Origin of the sequence: Streptomyces manipurensis (genome assembly GCF_049570255.1) — a bacterium.
Taxonomy (GTDB): Bacteria; Actinomycetota; Actinomycetes; order Streptomycetales; family Streptomycetaceae; genus Streptomyces; species Streptomyces manipurensis.
Genome location: NZ_CP186950.1, coordinates 4,154,483 through 4,174,049, shown reverse-complemented (window position 1 = coordinate 4,174,049; position 19,567 = coordinate 4,154,483). Strand labels below are relative to the sequence as shown.

The window sequence follows — 19,567 nt, the reverse complement described above, 5'->3', positions numbered from 1 at the left end:
TGGCACCCTGACGCGGGCCCTGACGCGGGCCGCCACTCACGTGCCGGGTTGTCGGTGGGGCCGGATACCGTGAACGGCATGGCTGCCCGTACCTCTCGTTCATCCGCCAAGGACCGACCGTCCTTCCGCTGCTCCGAATGCGGCTGGACGACCGCGAAGTGGCTCGGCCGCTGCCCCGAGTGCCAGGCCTGGGGCACGGTCGAGGAGATGGGCGCGCCCGCCGTGCGGACCACGGCCGCCGGCCGGGTGTCGACGGCCGCGCTGCCGATCGCCCAGGTCGACGGGCGCACGGCGACCGCGCGCAGCACGGGCGTGGACGAGCTGGACCGGGTGCTCGGCGGCGGCCTGGTGCCCGGCGCCGTGGTGCTGCTGGCCGGCGAGCCCGGTGTGGGCAAGTCGACGCTGCTGCTGGACGTCGCGGCGAAGGCGGCCAGTGACGAGCACCGCACGCTGTACGTGACGGGGGAGGAGTCGGCGAGCCAGGTCCGGCTGCGGGCCGACCGCATCAACGCCCTGAGCGACCACCTCTACCTCGCCGCCGAGACCGACCTGTCCGCCGTGCTCGGGCACCTCGACGCCGTGAAGCCCTCCCTGCTGATCCTGGACTCCGTACAGACCGTCGCCTCCCCCGAGATCGACGGTGCGCCCGGCGGCATGGCCCAGGTGCGCGAGGTGGCCGGGGCGCTGATCCGGGCCTCGAAGGAGCGGGGGATGTCGACCCTGCTCGTCGGTCACGTGACCAAGGATGGGGCGATCGCCGGTCCGCGTCTGCTGGAGCACCTGGTGGACGTGGTGCTGAGCTTCGAGGGCGACCGGCACGCGCGGCTGCGGCTGGTGCGCGGTGTGAAGAACCGCTACGGCGCGACGGACGAGGTCGGCTGTTTCGAGCTGCACGACGAGGGGATCACCGGCCTCGCGGATCCGAGCGGGCTCTTCCTGACCCGGCGGGCCGAGGCGGTCCCGGGGACCTGTCTGACGGTGACCCTGGAGGGGAAGCGTCCGCTGGTCGCCGAGGTGCAGGCGCTGACGGTGGACTCGCAGATCCCCTCCCCCCGCCGGACCACCTCCGGTCTGGAGACCTCGCGCGTGTCGATGATGCTGGCGGTGCTGGAGCAGCGCGGCCGGATCACCGCGCTCGGCAAGCGCGACATCTACAGCGCCACGGTGGGCGGTGTGAAGCTCACCGAGCCGGCCGCGGACCTGGCGATCGCGCTGGCGCTGGCCTCCGCCGCGAGCGACGTGCCGCTCCCGAAGAACCTGGTGGCCATCGGCGAGGTCGGGCTGGCCGGGGAGGTGCGGCGGGTGACGGGTGTCCAGCGGCGGCTGGCCGAGGCGCACCGGCTGGGCTTCACGCACGCGCTGGTGCCGGCGGACCCGGGCAAGGTGCCGCCGGGGATGAAGGTCACCGAGGTCGCCGACATGGGGGACGCGCTGCGGGTGCTGCCGCGCGGCCGGTCCCGTACGCCGGCGAAGGAGCGGGCCGCGGAGTAGCTGGCGGCGCCCGTCCCCCTCTCTCCCCCCTCTCTCCTTCTCCTCTTCTTCCTCTCCTCCACGGCCGGACCGCACCGCGCGGACCATGATCGACCGGGTCGGGGCGGCCGGTCGCGCCGCTGGTCAGCGGGTCGGTACGGGGCCCGGCCGCTCCCTACCTGGCCAAGCCACGGCGGGGCCGCAGCGCGCGCCGGTAGACTTTGTGCTGGTCCGCCCGGCCGCCGCCACGTCCACGTGCCCGCGGCGCGGGGCGGCGCAACCCGCGACCGGAGGAGTGCAGTGGCAGCCAAGGACGGGGCATCCGCCCCCGGAAAGTCCGGCGCGAGCTCCAAGCACGACGCACTGATGCGGGCCTCGCTGAGCGCCGTCGCACCCGGTCAGCCCCTGCGCGACGGCCTGGAGCGGATCGTCCGCGGCAACACCGGCGGCCTCATCGTCCTCGGCATGGACAAGGCCGTCGAGGCGATGTGCACGGGCGGTTTCGTCCTGGACGTGGAGTTCACCGCGACCCGGCTGCGCGAGCTGTGCAAGCTCGACGGCGCGCTCATCCTCGACAAGGACCTCACCAAGATCCTCCGTGCGGGTGTGCAGCTGGTGCCGGACGCGTCGATCCCCACGGAGGAGACGGGCACCCGCCACCGCACCGCCGACCGCGTCTCGAAGCAGTGCGGCTTCCCGGTGGTGTCGGTTTCGCAGTCGATGCGGCTGATCGCGCTGTACGTGGACGGGGAGCGCCGGGTTCTGGAGGAGTCCGGGGCGATCCTGTCGCGGGCGAACCAGGCGCTGGCCACGCTGGAGCGGTACAAGCTGCGCCTCGACGAGGTGGCGGGCACGCTGTCCGCGCTGGAGATCGAGGACCTGGTGACGGTCCGCGACGTGACGGCGGTGGCGCAGCGGCTGGAAATGGTGCGCCGCATCGCGACGGAGATCGCCGAGTACGTCGTCGAACTGGGCACGGACGGGCGACTGCTGTCGCTGCAGCTGGACGAGCTGACGGTGGGCATCGAGCAGGAGCGGGAGCTGGTCATCCGCGACTACGTGCCGGAGCCGACGGCGAAGCGTTCCCGCACGGTGGACGAGGCGCTGGCGGAGCTGGACGCGCTGACCCACCCGGAGCTGCTGGAACTGCCGATCGTGGCGCGGGCGCTGGGCTACACGGGTTCGCCGGAGACCCTGGACTCGGCGGTGTCGCCGCGCGGCTACCGGCTGCTGGCGAAGGTTCCGCGGCTGCCGGGGGCGATCATCGAGCGGCTCGTGGAGCACTTCGGCGGCCTGCAGAAGCTGCTGGCGGCGAGCGTCGACGACCTGCAGACGGTGGACGGCGTCGGGGAGGCCCGTGCGCGCAGCGTCCGCGAGGGCCTGTCGCGCCTGGCCGAGTCCTCGATCCTGGAGCGCTACGTCTGAGCCGAGCGCTCCATCCGAGCCGAGCGCTCCGGCCGCCCGGAGCGCTCGGGCCGGACGCGCCCGCTATTCGGGCTTGAGGACGAACGAGGTGCGGGCCACCGGCATGCCGGGTGCCTTGACCTCGACCACGTAGGTGTCCGGGGCGGCCGCACCGGCCGGGGGTGTCTGGCACTGCCCGGCCGCGCTGAACTTGCGGTCCCACTCCAGCGCTTGCCGGGTCTCGCTCTGTGCGGGGACCCGGTAGAAGGCGTTGCCCGCGCCGGTCGGGCAGTCCGCCGAGGACCACACGGCCTTGCTGACGCTCGCCTGAAGGATGGTCAGGACGGCCTGCTTGGGGCCGAGGTCGACCTTGCAGGTGGTCCCGGAGGTGTTGCGCGCGACCAGTTCGAGGCGGGGCTTCTCGTTCGCCTCGTACTCGTTCTTCGCGCTCTTGACCTCCCACTGCAGGGCGGTCGGCGCGCAGGTGGGGAGCGGGGAGTCGGCGGGGAGCACCGCGGCGCCGCCCGCGCCGCCCGCGCCGCCGGACGCCGAACCGCCGCCCGTGCCCGCGCCGTTGCCCGGTTCACCGTTCTTGCCGCCGCCTCCGGAGGCACCGCCGGAGCCGGATGCGGCGCCGCCGCCCGACTCGGGCCGGCCGCCGGGGGCCGCGCTGATGGCCGGGCCCGTGCCGGCCGGGCCCGGGGTGATCGAGGTGACGGGATCGGGGCCGTTCTCGCCCTTTCCGTTCGTACTCGTCTTTCCTCCGCCGGAACTGACGGTCCATACGGCGAGGAGCGCGAGGAGCGCGACGACGGACGCCAGCACAGCCCTCCGTCGCCAGTAGATGGAGGAGGGGAGCGGCCCGACCGGATTGCGCAGAGATCCCACGGAGGGAACTGTACGAGAACTCGGAGCCCGATCCGTGCCCCACATGCCGCGCGGTGGAATCGATTTGCCGATGATCATCCTGCGGGCGCAGTGCGGGGCGGCGAGAACCGGCCAGGACGGGACCGGAGCCCTGAATCGGCGATTGATCCGGTTTCGGTACGTTTGAACACCATGGACACCTCCGACCTGTACCGCGACGTCACCGGCCTCGCCCAGTCCTCCCCCGCATGGGTGCGGGCGGCGTTCGAGGTCTGGACGGTGTACGGGCTGTGGCTCTTCGGAGTGCTCTTCGCCGTGGTCTGGTGGCGGGCCCGCCGGCGCGACGCCGACCGTCCGGTGGCGCTCGCCCTGCTCGCGCCGGCCGCCACCGCCCTCGCCCACGTCGTCTCCACGGGGGTGAAGTACGCCGTGTCCGAGGAGCGGCCCTGCCGGGGCGTCGCCGGGGCGGCGGTCCCGCTGGTGGCGTGCCCGCCGCCCGGTGACTGGTCGTTCCCGAGCAACCACTCCGCCCTCGCGGGCGCCGCCGCCGTGGCGCTGGTCGCGGCGGCGCCGCGGCTCGCCCCGGTGGTCGTGCCGGCGGCGCTGCTGATGGCCTTCTCCCGGGTGTTCGCCGGGGTGCACTACCCGCACGACGTGGCGCTGGGGCTGCTGCTGGGCGGCTCGGTCGCGGCGCTCGCCGTCATCGCCGCCGCCCGGCCGGCGACCGCGGCCGTACGGGCCGCGCGGGCCGGCGGGATCCGTCCGGCGCTGCGCCTGACCGGCCCCGGCGCGCCGGGCGCGGCCTCCGGGGCGGCCCGAAACGTGCCAGGATGCCGTCTGCCATGACTGCATCCTCCGCGCCCTCCGCCGCCGCCGACGTGCCCGCCGGCTCCTGCCACCCGCTGCACTCCCCCGTCATCGCGTGGTTCGAGGAGCATGCCCGCGATCTCCCCTGGCGCCGCCCCGAGGCGGGCGCCTGGGGGGTCATGATCAGCGAGTTCATGCTCCAGCAGACCCCCGTCAGCCGGGTCCGGCCGGTCTACGAGCAGTGGATCGCCCGCTGGCCGCGCCCCGCCGACCTGGCCGCCGAGGCCCCCGGCGAGGCCGTCCGGGCCTGGGGGCGGCTCGGCTACCCGCGGCGGGCGCTGCGGCTGCACGGCGCGGCCGCCGCGATAACGGAGCGGCACGGGGGCGACGTACCGCGGGAGCACGCGCAGCTCCTCGCGCTGCCGGGAGTGGGCGAGTACACCGCCGCCGCGGTGGCCTCCTTCGCGTACGGGCAGCGGCACGCCGTCCTCGACACGAACGTCCGGCGCGTGTTCGCCCGGACGACCACGGGCGTGGAGTACCCGCCGAACGCGACGACGGCGGCCGAGCGGCGCCTGGCCCGCGAGCTGCTGCCGCAGGACGAGGACACCGCGGCGCGGTGGGCGGCGGCCTCCATGGAGCTGGGTGCGCTGGTGTGCACCGCCAAGAGCCCGGACTGCGTGCGCTGCCCGGTGGCGGGTCTGTGCGCGTGGCGGCTCGCCGGGAAGCCGCCGTACGAGGGTCCGCCGCGGCGCGGCCAGACGTACGCGGGCACGGACCGGCAGGTGCGCGGGAAGCTGCTCGCGGTGCTGCGGGAGGCGGTGGGGCCCGTGCCGCAGGCGGTGCTGGACACGGTGTGGAACGAGCCGGTGCAGCGGGCCCGGGCGCTCGACGGGCTGGTGTCGGACGGGCTGGTGGAGCCCCTCGACGGCGGCCTGTACCGGCTTCCGCAGACCTGAGCGGCGGCCGGCCCGGCGGCCATCCCCGCGGCCGGTCCTCGACCGGCCCGGCAGCCCGTCGGCAGCCGGGTGACCGTGGCTGAAACTGAGTCACCGATTCCGCTTGCGGCCCGTAAACCCCAGCTCACGACCGCTGTTACACAACCTATGGGTGTCCGTGCTCCCACCGAAGGCTGGCCCGCACAGGCCCGTGACAACCCCTCCGTACCTTCAAACCCGTAAGACGGCGGTGGAGCGGTTGGACGGAACGGAGGCGGTCTGAGATGGCGCAGGCGCATGGCGAGGTGCTCGGGTTCGAGGAGTACGTGCGCACCCGGCAGGACGCGCTCCTGCGCAGTGCCCGGCGCCTGGTCCCGGACCCGACGGACGCCCAGGACCTGCTGCAGACCGCGCTCGTGCGCACGTACGGCCGCTGGGACGGCATCGCCGACAAGTCGCTGGCCGACGCCTACCTCCGCCGGGTGATGATCAACACCCGTACCGAGTGGTGGCGCGCCCGCAAGCTCGAAGAGGTCCCCACCGAGCAGCTCCCCGACGCCTCCGTCGAGGACGGCTCCGACCAGCGCGCCGACCGCGCCCTGCTGATGGACATCCTCAAGGTGCTCGCGCCCAAGCAGCGCAGTGTGGTCGTGCTGCGACACTGGGAACAGATGAGCACCGAGGAGACGGCCGCGGCGCTCGGGATGTCGGCGGGAACCGTGAAGAGCACCCTGCACCGCGCACTGGCCCGGCTCCGCCAGGAGCTGGAGAGCCGGGACCTGGACATGCGCGCGCTGGAGCGCGGCGACCACACGACGCGGTACGAGGGGCGTGAGCGGTGCGCGGCCTGAAAGGCCCAGATCTGAACGGCAAGAGCTCTTCCCCCGCCTCGGCGGGGAGAACCAATCTGGTGCTGATGTCGGCGGGGACGGTCGTCCTCGTCGGCATCGCCGTGTTCGCCGTCGGGTGCGCCACGGGCGGCACCGGCCTGCGCGACGGGGGCCCCGCCCGCACCGAGACGGCGACCCGGCCCGCGCCGTCGGGTTCGTCCACCGACCCGGCCCTGGCCTCGGCCCCGTCGTCCGGACGACCCCTGAAGAAGGTGGACCCGGTCGCCCTGCTGATCAACGACCCCAAGGTCAGCAAGGAGATCAAGCGGGAGCTCAAGCCCTGCACGGGCAAGGAGTACCCGATCGACGTGAGCTACGGGAAGGTCACCGGCAACACGGTCGTGGACATCGTCGTGAACGTCCTGTCCTGCGCGGACGCCCTGGGCCGCGGCTCGTACGTGTACCGGGCCGAGGGGGGCTCGTACGAGAATGTGTTCGCCGACGAGCAGCCGCCCGTCTACGCGGAGATCGACCGGGGCGACCTGGTGGTCACCAAGCAGGTCTACGGGAAGAGCGACGCGCTCGCCTATCCGTCGGGCGAGGACGTGATCACGTACCGGTGGAACGGGGAGAAGTTCACCGAGCAGGACCGGGTGCACTCGGAGTACAGCAACGTGGTGGACGGCGCCGACCAGCCCGCGCCGGCCACGAGTCAGAAGAACTGAGCAAGAAGGAACCGAGGCGAGGCTTGCGCATGGCCGAGACCCATGTCCTGTTCGTGGAGGACGACGACGTCATCCGTGAGGCCACCACCCTGGCGCTGGAGCGCGACGGGTTCGTGGTCACGGCCATGCCCGACGGCCTGTCCGGCCTGGAGTCCTTCCGCGCCCGGCGCCCCGACATCGCCCTGCTGGACGTGATGGTCCCGGGCATGGACGGCGTGAGCCTGTGCCGGCGCATCCGTGACGAGTCCACCGTTCCGGTGATCATGCTGTCGGCGCGCGCCGACTCCATCGACGTGGTGCTGGGCCTGGAGGCCGGCGCCGACGACTACGTCACCAAGCCCTTCGACGGCTCCGTGCTCGTCGCCCGGATCCGCGCGGTGCTGCGCCGCTTCGACCACTCGGGCGGGGCGCAGAACGGCGGCAACGGCGCCTCCGACGACGGCGCCGACGGGGAGCGCGGGGTGCTCTCCTTCGGTGACCTGGAGGTGGACACCGAGGGCATGGAGGTGCACCGGGCGGGCAACCCCGTGGCGCTGACGCCGACCGAGATGCGGCTGCTGCTGGAGTTCTCCTCCGCGCCCGGCACCGTGCTCTCGCGCGACCGGCTGCTGGAGCGGGTCTGGGACTACGACTGGGGCGGCGACACCCGCGTCGTCGACGTCCACGTGCAGCGCCTGCGGACGAAGATCGGCCAGGACCGGATCGAGACGGTCCGGGGCTTCGGATACAAGCTGAAAGCATGAGACGGTTCACCCTCCGTACGGGGATCCGCTGGAAGATCGCACTCGCCATCGCGGCGGTGGGCGCCCTCGTCACGATCGCGCTGAGCCTCGTGGTGCACAGTGCTGCCCGCGTGTCGATGCTGGAGAGCGCCCGCGAAGTCCAGCTGGAACGCGTGCAGTTCATCTCCCGCAACGCCGACGCCGGTCGCAAGCCGCCCATGGGCGCCAAGCTCAACGACCCCGAACTCCCCTCCGAGCTGCGGCAGAAGGCGCAGTCCGGGCGGCGCGGCACCTACATCCAGGAGCGGCCGGGCGGGCTGCCCGAGGTCTGGGCGGCCGTACCGCTCGGGAACGGGCAGGTGCTCTCGCTGCACACGCAGTTCCGGGAGAGCGACAACCTGCTCCCCGACCTGGACCGGGCGCTGGTCATCGGCGGCCTGGCCGCCGTGATCGCCGGTTCGGCGCTCGGCGTGCTGATCGGCGGGCAGATCTCCCGCAGGCTGCGCAAGGCCGCCGCGGCCGCCCAGCGGGTGGCGCACGGCGATCCCGACGTCCGGGTCCGGGACGCGGTCGGCGGGGTCGTCCGGGACGAGACCGACGACCTCGCGCGGGCCGTGGACGCCATGGCCGACGCCCTCCAGCAGCGCCTGGAGGCCGAGCGGCGGGTGACCGCGGACATCGCGCACGAGCTCCGTACGCCGGTGACCGGTCTGCTGACCGCCGCGGAACTCCTGCCCCCGGGACGCCCGACCGAGCTGGTCCGGGACCGGGCGCAGGCGCTGCGGGCCCTGGTCGAGGACGTGCTGGAGGTGGCACGGCTGGACAGCGCCTCGGAGCGGGCGGAGCTCCAGGACGTGGCGCTGGGCGAGTTCGTCAGCCGGAGGGTGCGGTCGCTGATGCCGGAGGCGACCGTACGGGTCGTCGCGGACGAGATCGTCAGCACCGACCCGCGGCGCCTGGAGCGGATCCTCGGCAATCTGCTGGCCAACGCCGCGCGGTACGGGCAGCCGCCCGTGCAGGTCGACGTAGAGGGGCGGGTCGTACGGGTCCGCGACCACGGGCCGGGCTTCCCCGAGGCGCTGCTGCGCGAGGGGCCGAGCCGGTTCCGTACCGGTTCGACGGACCGCGCGGGCGTCGGGCACGGGCTGGGGCTGACCATCGCCGAGGGCCAGGCCCGGGTGCTGGGCGCCCGGCTGACCTTCCGCAACGTGGCGGCGCCCGGCGGCCTGGACCGCACGGCCCCGTCGGCGGGCGGGCCCGGGGCGGCGGCCGGCGCGGTGGCGGTGCTGTGGCTTCCCGAGCACGCGCCCACGGCGACGGGGAGCTTCCCGGTGCTGCAGCTGCCGCCGGGCTGACGGGGCTTCAGGAGGACGGGACGGGGACCGGGCCGTACCCGCCCACGGGTGCGTGACTTAGCATCCGTGGCATGACCGACGGCACGAATCCTCCGAGCAGCCCGCAGCCCGAGCCCGCCCCCGGGAGCGGCGGATACGGGTTCCCGCCGGGACCGCCCGCCCAGGGCGGCTACGGCTACCCGTCCGCGAGCGGTGGCTACGGCTTCCCGCCGGCCGGGCAGCAGCCGAACCCGTACCAGCAGGACGCGCCCGGTCAGCAGTGGCCGCCGTCGGGACTGCCCGGCCAGTACGGACCGGAGCAGTACGGACCCGACCAGCACGGAACCGACCCGTACGGGCCTCCCGGCCGGCCCGGTCAGCCCGAGGGCCGGATATTCGGCGCGTCGGAGCAGCCCGACTGGGAGGCGATGGCCGACCGGTCCGAGGCGGCACGGCGCAAGAAGAAGCTGTGGATGCTGGGCGGCGGGGTGACCGTCCTGGCGCTGCTGGCCGGCGGGGGAACGTTCTTCCTGCTGGGCGACGACGGTGCGGACGGGCCGAACGCCCAGCCCTCGACCTCGGCCTCCCCCGAGCCGGAGGACTCCAAGTCCCCGGCGGCCTACACCGCCACCGTGGCGGGTGACGACACCCTGCTGCGCGACAGCTACGGGCAGACCGGCATCCGGCTGGGCCCCGACCTGAAGGTGGGCCCGCTGGGCAAGCGCTTCCAGGTCGTCGGCAGGGGCACCGGGAACTCCTGGGCCCAGTCCGCCGAGCCGGTCGTGGACGTCACCAAGAGCTTCACGGTCACGGCCCGCGTCTACAGCTCGGCGACCAAGGGCTCGCGGATCGTGATGAGCCAGGGGGACGGGGAGTCCTTCTCCTTCGAGCTCGGTGTGAACGAGGTCAAGGACAAGCAGGCCTGGATCTTCCGCGTGCAGACGGGCGACAAGGGCGCGGCCGCGACCACGCGGACCGTCACGGCCGAGGGGATGAACATCCTCAAGACGCCGACGCTGCTCATGGCCACGTACGACGCCGAGAAGAAGGCGATCGCCCTCTACGTCGACGGCAAGAAGGCCGGCGAGACCGTGGTGCCGCCCATCTGGCAGGCCCCCGGTCCCCTCCAGCTCGGCCGGTCCAAGCACCACAACATCTGGACCGGCCCGTGGCAGGGCGCGCTGCACAACATCAAGATCTACGACATGGCCTTCACGCAGGAGCAGGCGGCCGGCTACAAGGAGGGCAAGCTCGACCCGGCGCCGAAGCCGGCCCACGCCTGGCTGCTCACCTGACGAGCGGCGCCGGAACCGCGGGCGCCGCCGGTACTGCGGGTGGTACGGGTACTGCGGGTTGCGCTGCGGGTCAGAGGGAGACGCCGTTGGTGCGCAGGAAGGCCATCGGGTTGACGGCGGAACCGTAGTTCGGGGTGGTGCGGATCTCGAAGTGCAGGTGCGGACCGCTGGAGTTGCCGGTGTTGCCGGACAGGGCGATGCGCTGCTTGACGGCGACCTTCTGGCCGATCTTGACCTGGATCTTCGACAGGTGCGCGTACTGGGAGTACGTGTTGTTCGCGTGCTTGATCACGATGGCGTTGCCGTAGGCGGGGCCGTCACCGCCGCCGTTCGGGCCGGCCTTGACGACGACGCCGGCGGCAGCGGCCTTGACCGGGGTGCCGACCGGGACGGCGAAGTCCTGGCCCGAGTGCTTGTGGGACCACATGGTGCCGCCCTTGCCGAAGGTCGCGGACAGCGTGTACTTCTCCAGCGGCTTGTCCCACAGGCCGGTCTTCTTCGCCGCGGCGGCGACGTCGGCGGTGGCGGCCGGGGCCGTCTGCGGGGATGCGGCGAAGGCGGCGGTCGTCCCGGCCCCGAGTGCGAGAACGGCACCGAGAGCGGTTGCGCCGACGGCGATACGGGTAGAACGGTTGCTGACGCGCTTCGCGGACATGAAGCAGACCTCCGGGGTCGGGAACAAGGACGGATCACGCCCGTCAGGGGCATGAAGTGACCCGGCACGTTTGGCGTGTGCCGGGTTGGCTCATCTTTGGTAACCCGTGTCCCCGGACTTCCCCAAACGTCCCGGTTTACTACCGCGACTCGTAGCGCCCCGGGCGTGACGCGCCCCGTTGACGGGATCCCCCAGGGGCGAAACCCCTCCGGACACCCCTGTTTGATCTACGAAACCCCCTAGTATGTCCGATTCGTCCTGTGCGGCTTGTCACCGGGCCCCACCGTGATCGCCGCGTTCGGATCCGCCCGGATGTGACCGGCGCTACGCTCCGGGCTCGTGGACGCATCCGTGGTGGGGATCCGGCTGGCCTCGGGGGTCGTGGCGCCCCTGATCAAGAAGCTCTTACGGACGGAGGGCGCGGGCGCGGGACTGGTGGACCGCCCGCAGCGCATCTCCGCCTACGTGGCCCTGCGCGAAAAACGCGGCCTCGACGCCGCCGACCTGCGCGGGCTCGCCGACAACCTGGTGCGGGAGGCCCTGCGGGCCCCCGGCGAGCGGCCCCTCCCGCCGGGCGAGGAGGCCGGGGTGGCCGCAGCCCTCGCCGCCACCCTGCACGCCCTCGGCGACCTCGACCTCTCCGACCTGGAGGCCGTCCGCCTCGGCCCCGCCGCCTTCGCCCGCCGGCTGCGGGCCGCCGCCCCGGACCCGGGCCTCTCCCGGGACGCCGCCCTCTTCCACAACCGCCTGGTCGACCTCGCCTGCCTGCACGTCCTGAACTTCTTCACCCAGCGCTCCACCTTCGTGGCGGCCACCCTGGTCGAGCAGAGCCGGCTGCACGCCGAGACCATCGCCAAGGTGGACGAACTCCTGACCCGCCTGCCCCGTCAGGACGCCCGGGACACCTCCTTCGAGGAGCGCTACGTCACCTACCTCGCCCTCCGGCACGGCGCCCTCACCATCTTCGGCCTGGACCTCCCGCCGGACTCCGCCAGCTGGCCGCTCGACGCCGCGTACGTGAGCCTGGAGGCCGCCGCGCCCGCCCCGGCCACCGGCCCGGCCGGCATGGCCGCCACGCCCACCGCGTACTCCCTGCCCGCCGACCGGCTCCTGGCCGACCACCCCCGCACCCTGCTGCGCGGCGAGGCAGGATCGGGCAAGACCACCCTGATCCAGTGGCTGGCCGTCACCGCCGCCCGGGGCGCCGGCGGCCCCGTCCCCTACGTCCTGCCCCTGCGCACCCTCACCCGGCACGGGGAACGGCTGCCCGCCCCCGGGGCCTTCCTCGCCTCGACCGGCTCCCCGCTCGCCGGAGAGGCTCCCGAGGGCTGGGAGGGCCGGGTGCTGCGCGACGGGCGCGCCCTGCTGCTGGTCGACGGCATCGACGAGGTCCCCGAGGCCGAACGGGCCGCCGCCCGGGACTGGCTCGTCGGCCTGATCACCGCGTTCCCCGGCAACCGCTGGCTGGTGACCTCCCGTCCCTCGGCCGTCCGCCACGACTGGCTGGCCGGCGAGGGCTTCGCCGAGGTCACCCTGACCCCGATGAACCGGGAGAGCGTACGGACCTTCGTCGAGCGCTGGCACACCGCCGCCGAAGCCCCGCCGGACCACGCCCGGCGGCTGCTGGACTCCCTGCGGTCCAAGCCCGACCTGGCCCGCCTCGCCGGCAACCCGCTGCTCTGCGGCATGATCTGCGCCCTGCACCGCGAGCGCCGGGGATTCCTGCCCACCGGCCGCAAGGAGCTGTACGCGGCCGCCCTCACCATGCTGCTGGACCGCCGCGACCGGGAACGCGGCCTGCGCCTGCCGTCCCTGGCCGAGGAGCCCCAGCTCCAGCTGCTCCAGCGCCTCGCCCACTGGCTCAACCGCAACGGGCGCACCGAGATGGACCGCTCCCGGGCCGAGTCCCTCATCGACAACGCGCTGCCCGCCGTACCGGCCGCGCGCGTACTGGGCGGGGCCCGCGAGGTGTACCAGCACTTCCTGGAGCGCACCGGCCTGCTGCGGGCCCCCACGGTCGGGACCGTCGAGTTCGTCCACCGCACCTTCCAGGACTACCTGGGAGCACGCTCCGCCCTGGACGAGGGCGGCCTCGGCGAGCTGACCCGGCACGCGGACGACGACCAGTGGGAGGACGTCATCCGCATGGCGGTGGCCCTGGGCCGGCCCCGCGAACGCACCGCGATCCTCGGCGACCTGCTGGTGCGGGGCTCCCACCGCTCCCTGCTGCTCGCCTACGCCTGCCTGGAGGAGGCGGCCGAGCTGGAGCCGGAGCTGCGCGAGGACGTGCTGGCGGCCGCGCGCACCCTCGTCCCGCCGACCAGGGGGCCGGCCGCCACGGCCCTGGGCCGGGTGGGCCCGCTGATCCTGGAGGTACTGCCCGGTCCCGGTGACGTCACCTCCCACGAACAGGCCCGGCTCACGGTGATCGCCGCCGGAGGCGTCGGCTCCGACCGGGCGATCCCCTTCCTCGCCCGGTACGCGAACCACCCCTCGCCCGCCGTCCAGGAGGAGCTGTGCCACCTGTGGCCGCGTTTCGCCGCCGGGGAGTACGCGCAGGAGGTGCTCGCCCGCATGACCCCGCCGCCCCGGTGGCTGGCCGTCGAGTCCGACGAGCGGCTGGCCGCGCTGGCCGCCTTCACCGGCCCTCCGGGGCTGGTCGTCCGCCACGGCGTGTCCCGTACGGCGCTGGCGTCCTTCCTGCGCCGGCAGCCGGTGGCGGAGCTGCTCCTGGACGGCTTCGACGGCGGGGGCGACGTCGGGTTCCTGCGCGACCACACCACGCTGCGGCGGCTCACGCTCCGCAGCTGGCCGGGCCTGCGCGACCTGGACGCGCTGCACGGACTCCCGCTGGAGGAGGTGCACCTCTCCCCCGGGGACGGCATGGACGTGGGTGCGGCCACCGTGACCTGGGCCCGACTGCGCACCCTGACGCTGACGGAGGGCGCCGGCCCGTGGTCCTTCCACCGGCTGCACCCGGACGCCCGGCTCCGGGAGCTCGCGGTGGAGGACGCCCCCGGGGACCTGGCGGGGCTGGGCCGGCAATGCGCCCTGGTCCGGCTCGAACTGGGCCACGACTGGCGTCCCGCGGGCCCACAGGCCTGGGAGGAGCTGACCCGGCTGGAGCGGCTGGAAGAGCTCGCCGTCCACGACGCGGCACTGGAGGGCCTCCTCGCGCACACCCGGCTCCCGGCCCTGCGGACCCTGCGGCTGCACGGGGAGGACGAGCTGACGCCCGAGCTGGAGGAGCGGCTGTCGCTGCGCTTCCCCGGCGCCGGGATCGAGCCCTACGTGACGGTGTTCGAGCAGTGAGCCCGTGAGCCGCGCAAAAGGGGCGGCCCCGGAACCGTGAGGTTCCGGGGCCGCCCCTGTGCGGTGCGCGGTGGCACCTACGCGTCACGCGCCCTTCGACAGGTCCGGGCCGGAGCCCGTTGCCTCGATCGGGGGGAGGTCGGGCAGGGCCGACTTCTCCTCGCCGCGGAAGGTGAACTTGGCTTCCTCGCCCTCACCCTCCTTGCCGACGACCACGATGTGACCGGGACGCAGCTCGCCGAAGAGGATCTTCTCCGACAGGACGTCCTCGATCTCGCGCTGGATGGTCCGGCGCAGCGGCCGGGCACCCAGGATCGGGTCGTAGCCGCGCTTGGCGAGCAGGAGCTTGGCGTCGCCGCTCAGCTCGATGCCCATGTCGCGGTCCTTCAGGCGCTCGTCGACCTTCGCGATCATCAGGTCGACGATCTGGATGATGTCTTCCTCGGTGAGCTGGTGGAAGACGACCGTGTCGTCGACACGGTTCAGGAACTCGGGCCGGAAGTGCTGCTTGAGCTCTTCGTTGACCTTCGCCTTCATCCGCTCGTAGCCGGTCTTCGTGTCGCCCTGCGCCGCGAAGCCCAGGTTGAAGCCCTTCGAGATGTCCCGGGTACCCAGGTTGGTCGTCATGATGATGACCGTGTTCTTGAAGTCCACGACCCGGCCCTGGGAGTCGGTCAGGCGACCGTCCTCCAGGATCTGGAGAAGGGAATTGAAGATATCCGGGTGGGCCTTCTCGACCTCGTCGAAGAGGACGACGGAGAACGGCTTCCGGCGCACCTTCTCGGTGAGCTGGCCGCCCTCTTCGTAGCCCACGTAGCCGGGGGGCGAACCGAAGAGGCGGGAAACCGTGTGCTTCTCGCTGAACTCCGACATGTCGAGGGAGATCAGCGCGTCCTCGTCGCCGAAGAGGAATTCGGCGAGCGTCTTGGAGAGCTCGGTCTTACCGACACCGGACGGGCCGGCGAAGATGAACGAGCCACCCGGGCGCTTCGGGTCCTTCAGACCCGCACGGGTACGGCGGATCGCCTGGGAGAGCGCCTTGATGGCGTCCTTCTGGCCGATGACCCGACGGTGGAGCTCGTCCTCCATGCGGAGCAGTCGCGAGGACTCCTCCTCGGTGAGCTTGAAGACGGGAATGCCGGTCGCGGTCGCGAGGACCTCGGCGATGAGCTCGCCGTCGACCTCGGCGACGACGTCCATGTCGCCGGCCTTCCATTCCTTCTCGCGCTTGGTCTTCGCCGCGAGCAGCTGCTTCTCCTTGTCGCGGAGGGAAGCGGCCTTCTCGAAGTCCTGGGAGTCGATGGCCGACTCCTTGTCCCGGCGCACGCCCGCGATCTTCTCGTCGAACTCGCGGAGGTCCGGCGGCGCGGTCATCCGGCGGATGCGCATCCGGGAGCCGGCCTCGTCGATCAGGTCGATCGCCTTGTCCGGGAGGAAGCGGTCCGAGATGTAGCGGTCCGCCAGCGTCGCCGCCTGGACGAGGGCCTCGTCCGTGATGGAGACGCGGTGGTGGGCCTCGTAGCGGTCGCGCAGCCCCTTGAGGATCTCGATCGTGTGGGGGAGGGAAGGCTCCGCCACCTGGATCGGCTGGAAGCGGCGCTCGAGGGCCGCGTCCTTCTCGAGGTGCTTGCGGTACTCGTCGAGCGTCGTGGCACCGATGGTCTGCAGCTCACCACGGGCCAGCATCGGCTTGAGGATGCTCGCGGCGTCGATCGCGCCCTCGGCGGCGCCGGCACCCACGAGGGTGTGGAGCTCGTCGATGAACAGGATGATGTCGCCGCGGGTGCGGATCTCCTTGAGGACCTTCTTCAGGCGCTCCTCGAAGTCACCGCGGTAGCGGGAACCGGCGACCAGGGCACCCAGGTCGAGGGTGTAGAGGTGCTTGTCCTTGAGGGTCTCGGGCACCTCGCCCTTGACGATCGCCTGCGCCAGGCCCTCGACGACGGCGGTCTTGCCGACGCCGGGCTCGCCGATGAGGACCGGGTTGTTCTTCGTACGGCGGGACAGCACCTGCATGACCCGCTCGATCTCCTTCTCGCGCCCGATGACCGGGTCGAGCTTGGATTCGCGGGCCGCCTGGGTGAGGTTGCGGCCGAACTGGTCCAGGACGAGCGAGGTCGAGGGCGTGCCCTCGGCCGGCCCGCCGGCCGTGGCCGACTCCTTGCCCCCGCCGGTGTAGCCGGAGAGCAGCTGGATGACCTGCTGCCGGACTCGGTTGAGATCGGCGCCCAGCTTCACGAGGACCTGGGCCGCGACGCCCTCGCCCTCGCGGATCAGGCCGAGCAGGATGTGCTCGGTGCCGATGTAGTTGTGGCCGAGCTGGAGGGCCTCGCGGAGCGAAAGCTCCAGGACCTTCTTCGCCCGCGGGGTGAAGGGGATGTGGCCGGACGGGGCCTGCTGCCCCTGGCCGATGATCTCCTCAACCTGCTGGCGAACGGCCTCGAGCGAAATCCCGAGGCTCTCCAGGGCCTTAGCGGCGACACCCTCACCCTCGTGGATCAAGCCCAGGAGGATGTGCTCGGTGCCGATGTAGTTGTGGTTGAGCATCCGGGCTTCTTCCTGAGCCAGGACGACAACCCGCCGCGCGCGGTCGGTGAACCTCTCGAACATCGTTTATCGCTCCTCAGAGCGGTCGGGCAGTTCGGGGTCGGTCCCCGCCCTGTCCTTCCGCATGCTAGTCCCGTGGGGCGGGACAGCTCATTCCAACTGCCGACATCCGTCCACGGCTCACCCCTGCATCAGTCGGGGAAAACCGGCTTGAACAGCCGACAACTGCTCCAACTCGATGGTGCGAGACGATGTTCCCGCAGGCCAGGCAGATACCCGTCATGCGTGTACGCCGACGGCGAACGGAAGCCCGTCAAATCAGCGTGTCGCCCCGATCCACTAGGAATGTCTTACCCGTAAGGGCTGACACTCCATGCCGGTTTCACCGGATCCCTCAGCTAAGGGCGAACACGGTTCCGTCCCGAATGTGGGACGGCACCCTCGCGGAGGTTCACGTTCCGCACGCGGACGGATGCGGAACGTCACGTCCACCGTAACCCGGGGGCGATTCGGCAGTTGCTCCGGACATGGCCGCAACCGTCCCGCCGACCGTCCCGCAGCCCCGCGTCGCGCCCGAGGAGGACCTGTACGCCGCCTGGTACGGAAGGGTGCTCGGCTGGACCGTCACGGGCGGGCCGCCCGTGCAGCTCGCGACCGGGATCCGCTTCGACGTGCTGGACCTGCCCTCCGACGCGGGAGCGGCGGTACTGCGCGGGCCGGCCGCCACGGGCCCGGTGGCCCTGGCGGGGCGCCGGATGCGGTTCCTGGTGGCCGCGGGCGGCGCCGACGAGCTCGACGGGCTGCTCGACTGGCTGGAGTGGGGCGGGATCGCCCTCGACCTGGCCGCCCTGGGTGCGGGGGGCCGGATCACCGCCCCGGCTCCTCCGGGGCTGCCCCCGCGGGAGGCCGCCGTGTGGCTGCGGCCCCCCGAGCGGGGGTGCGAGGCACTGCTGCCGGCCCTGCCCGGTCCCGGGCGGGCCGCCGGACCCGGTCGCGGGCCCGATCTCGTACGCCTGGTGGCGGCCGCGGCGACGGAATGCCACCGGGCGCGCCTGGCGCGGCGTACGAACGGGGTCCGTCAGCCCTTGGCCTTTTCGTAGGCCTCACGGATCTCGGCCGGGACGCGGCCGCGGTCGTTGACGTTGTAGCCGTTCACCTTGGCCCAGGCGCGGATCTCGGCCGTGTCCGGGTTGCCGGTCGTCGCCGCGGCGCGGCCCTTGGCGCGGGCGGCGGTGGCACGGCCACCGGTGCGGCGGCCGCCCTTGGTGTACGGGTCGAGCAGACCGCGGAGCTTTTCAGCGTTGGCGGTGGTGAGGTCGATCTCGTAGGTCTTGCCATCCAGAGCGAACGTCACCGTCTCGTCCGCCTCGCCACCGTCGAGGTCGTCGACAAGAAGGACCTGAACCTTCTGTGCCACCGGGATTTCCTTTCATCGAAAAGCAGTACGCGGAAAGGAAACCGCTTTTGCCTGGAAAACACAAACCCCCCGGGAGAGGTTCAGGACCGCAACGAGGCGGGAAACGTGCGCGATTCGGACATAGGCCACAGGTGCGCTGAGCGCCGGAAAAGCTGGGGCCATCGATCAGAGGTGCAGAAGCATCCGACTGTTGCCCAAGGTGTTCGGCTTCACTCGTTCGAGACCGAGGAACTCCGCGACGCCCTCGTCATAGGAACGCAGGAGCTCCATGTACACATCGGTGTCGACGGGGGTCTCGCCGATCTCGACGAAGCCGTGCTTCGCGAAGAACTCGACTTCGAAGGTGAGGCAGAAAACCCGGCTCACCCCGAGCGTACGAGCCGTGCGCAACAACTGCGCCAGCACCTGATGCCCGACGCCGGCGCCCTTCAAGTCGCGGTCGACGGCGAGAGTGCGCACTTCGGCCAGGTCCTCCCACATCACGTGGAGAGCGCCGCAGCCCACCACCTGTGCGTCGGAGTCGCGTTCCGCGACCCAGAACTCCTGGATGTCCTCGTAAAGGACGACCGGTGCTTTGTCGAGCAGGATCCGCTGCTGCACGTACTGGTCGAGGAGGCGGCGCAGCGCGGGAACATCGCCTGTGCGGGCACGACGGATCGTCACTGTTTCTGCATGTGCAGAGGAAAACTCTCCCATGGCTGCGGACGCTATCGCCCCGGCTGCCCCGGGTGCTCGCCGGAGTCCTCTTCCGGCGCGGCCGGAGGGCCGGCGGCCTCGCCGGGTTCGGATCCGGGGTCCGGACCGGCAGCCGACGCGGGCGCGGATTCGGCTGCGGACGCGGCGGCGGAACCGGCGGCGGATTCGGCTGCGGACTCGTCGTCGTGCTGGACGATCCGGACGGCGTCGCGCAGTGCCTCGCGCTGTTCCGCGGACATCATGCCGAAGAAGGCCACGAGGGCGGCGGCGGGGTTGTCGCTCGTCGACCAGGCTTCGTTCATCAGTGCGGCCGAGTAGGCGGCGCGGGTGGAGACCGCCGTATATCGATAGGCGCGGCCTTCGGCTTCCCGGCGGACCCAGCCCTTCTGATGGAGATTGTCCATAACGGTCATGACCGTGGTGTACGCGATGGACCGTTCCTGCTGGAGGTCTTCCAGGACTTCGCGAACGGTGACCGGGCGGTTCCACTGCCACACCCGCGTCATCACGGCGTCTTCGAGTTCTCCCAAGGGGCGAGGCACGAACAG

17 protein-coding genes are annotated in these 19,567 nt (G+C 72.3%); 11 read left to right on the top strand and 6 right to left on the bottom strand.

The features are described 5' to 3' along the window. Positions 1 to 78: 78 nt before the first annotated feature. Entirely contained in the window at positions 79 to 1,491 is a 1,413-nt protein-coding gene (gene radA / locus ACPU2J_RS19345) for a DNA repair protein RadA (protein WP_361592392.1), read from the top strand. A 279-nt stretch (positions 1,492 to 1,770) separates the two neighbouring features. Further along, positions 1,771 to 2,895, top strand: coding sequence for a DNA integrity scanning diadenylate cyclase DisA (gene disA / locus ACPU2J_RS19340; RefSeq protein WP_030817598.1), 1,125 nt, complete (start codon positions 1,771 to 1,773; stop codon positions 2,893 to 2,895). A 63-nt stretch (positions 2,896 to 2,958) separates the two neighbouring features. On the opposite strand, the gene ACPU2J_RS19335 is transcribed toward disA, so the two are convergent. Further along, the gene (locus tag ACPU2J_RS19335) at positions 2,959 to 3,762 is read right to left on the bottom strand and encodes a hypothetical protein (protein ID WP_420079997.1); all 804 of its coding nucleotides are present in this window, start codon (positions 3,760 to 3,762) and stop codon (positions 2,959 to 2,961) included. 171 nt (positions 3,763 to 3,933) lie between these two features. On the opposite strand from ACPU2J_RS19335, the gene ACPU2J_RS19330 reads away from it, so the two are divergent. The 7 genes from ACPU2J_RS19330 to ACPU2J_RS19300 all read left to right on the top strand — a co-directional run bounded on the left by ACPU2J_RS19330 (position 3,934) and on the right by ACPU2J_RS19300 (position 10,392). Beyond that, positions 3,934 to 4,587: a phosphatase PAP2 family protein gene (locus tag ACPU2J_RS19330; RefSeq protein WP_423833710.1), complete on the top strand. Its 654-nt coding sequence runs from the start codon at positions 3,934 to 3,936 to the stop codon at positions 4,585 to 4,587. Then, positions 4,584 to 5,507 carry an A/G-specific adenine glycosylase gene (locus ACPU2J_RS19325; RefSeq protein WP_420079999.1) on the top strand — a complete coding sequence of 308 codons (924 nt, stop codon included), beginning with the start codon at positions 4,584 to 4,586 and terminating at the stop codon, positions 5,505 to 5,507. Before ACPU2J_RS19330 ends, ACPU2J_RS19325 begins: the two co-directional genes overlap by 4 nt. Positions 5,508 to 5,770: 263 nt before the next feature. Beyond that, positions 5,771 to 6,337, top strand: coding sequence for a SigE family RNA polymerase sigma factor (locus ACPU2J_RS19320; RefSeq protein ID WP_361592400.1), 567 nt, complete (start codon positions 5,771 to 5,773; stop codon positions 6,335 to 6,337). Between the two features lie 65 nt (positions 6,338 to 6,402). Continuing rightward, on the top strand, positions 6,403 to 7,041 hold the full coding sequence (locus tag ACPU2J_RS19315; RefSeq protein WP_361592402.1) for a hypothetical protein: 639 nt from the start codon (positions 6,403 to 6,405) through the stop codon (positions 7,039 to 7,041). A gap of 29 nt (positions 7,042 to 7,070) precedes the next feature. Continuing rightward, entirely contained in the window at positions 7,071 to 7,784 is a 714-nt protein-coding gene (cseB, locus tag ACPU2J_RS19310; protein ID WP_361592404.1) for a two-component system response regulator CseB, read from the top strand. Continuing rightward, positions 7,781 to 9,118 carry a two-component system sensor histidine kinase CseC gene (gene cseC / locus ACPU2J_RS19305; protein WP_420080001.1) on the top strand — a complete coding sequence of 446 codons (1,338 nt, stop codon included), beginning with the start codon at positions 7,781 to 7,783 and terminating at the stop codon, positions 9,116 to 9,118. The genes cseB and cseC overlap by 4 nt, the downstream gene beginning before the upstream one ends. A 71-nt stretch (positions 9,119 to 9,189) precedes the next feature. Beyond that, positions 9,190 to 10,392, top strand: coding sequence for a LamG-like jellyroll fold domain-containing protein (locus tag ACPU2J_RS19300; RefSeq protein WP_420080002.1), 1,203 nt, complete (start codon positions 9,190 to 9,192; stop codon positions 10,390 to 10,392). Between the two features lie 70 nt (positions 10,393 to 10,462). Here the strand turns inward: ACPU2J_RS19300 and ACPU2J_RS19295 are convergent, their stop codons facing one another. Then, positions 10,463 to 11,047, bottom strand: coding sequence for a M23 family metallopeptidase (locus ACPU2J_RS19295; RefSeq protein WP_420080003.1), 585 nt, complete (start codon positions 11,045 to 11,047; stop codon positions 10,463 to 10,465). A gap of 339 nt (positions 11,048 to 11,386) precedes the next feature. On the opposite strand from ACPU2J_RS19295, the gene ACPU2J_RS19290 reads away from it, so the two are divergent. After that, complete coding sequence (locus ACPU2J_RS19290; protein ID WP_423833709.1) at positions 11,387 to 14,359, top strand: NACHT domain-containing protein; 2,973 nt, start codon at positions 11,387 to 11,389, stop codon at positions 14,357 to 14,359. A gap of 84 nt (positions 14,360 to 14,443) precedes the next feature. Here ACPU2J_RS19290 and ACPU2J_RS19285 read toward each other — a convergent pair whose 3' ends face one another. Further along, complete coding sequence (locus ACPU2J_RS19285) at positions 14,444 to 16,969, bottom strand: ATP-dependent Clp protease ATP-binding subunit (RefSeq protein WP_350989765.1); 2,526 nt, start codon at positions 16,967 to 16,969, stop codon at positions 14,444 to 14,446. A 464-nt stretch (positions 16,970 to 17,433) separates the two neighbouring features. Between ACPU2J_RS19285 and ACPU2J_RS19280 the strand changes: the two genes are divergently transcribed. Next, positions 17,434 to 18,006, top strand: coding sequence for an SCO3374 family protein (locus ACPU2J_RS19280; protein ID WP_423833708.1), 573 nt, complete (start codon positions 17,434 to 17,436; stop codon positions 18,004 to 18,006). Here ACPU2J_RS19280 and ACPU2J_RS19275 read toward each other — a convergent pair. The 3 genes from ACPU2J_RS19275 to ACPU2J_RS19265 form a co-directional block, all read right to left on the bottom strand. Beyond that, on the bottom strand, positions 17,985 to 18,323 hold the full coding sequence (locus ACPU2J_RS19275) for a histone-like nucleoid-structuring protein Lsr2 (RefSeq protein WP_361592421.1): 339 nt from the start codon (positions 18,321 to 18,323) through the stop codon (positions 17,985 to 17,987). The genes ACPU2J_RS19280 and ACPU2J_RS19275 overlap by 22 nt on opposite strands. A gap of 165 nt (positions 18,324 to 18,488) precedes the next feature. Then, positions 18,489 to 19,019, bottom strand: coding sequence for an amino-acid N-acetyltransferase (locus ACPU2J_RS19270; RefSeq protein WP_420080006.1), 531 nt, complete (start codon positions 19,017 to 19,019; stop codon positions 18,489 to 18,491). An 11-nt stretch (positions 19,020 to 19,030) separates the two neighbouring features. Then, positions 19,031 to 19,561: a BlaI/MecI/CopY family transcriptional regulator gene (locus ACPU2J_RS19265; RefSeq protein WP_420080007.1), complete on the bottom strand. Its 531-nt coding sequence runs from the start codon at positions 19,559 to 19,561 to the stop codon at positions 19,031 to 19,033. Positions 19,562 to 19,567 lie beyond the last annotated feature (6 nt).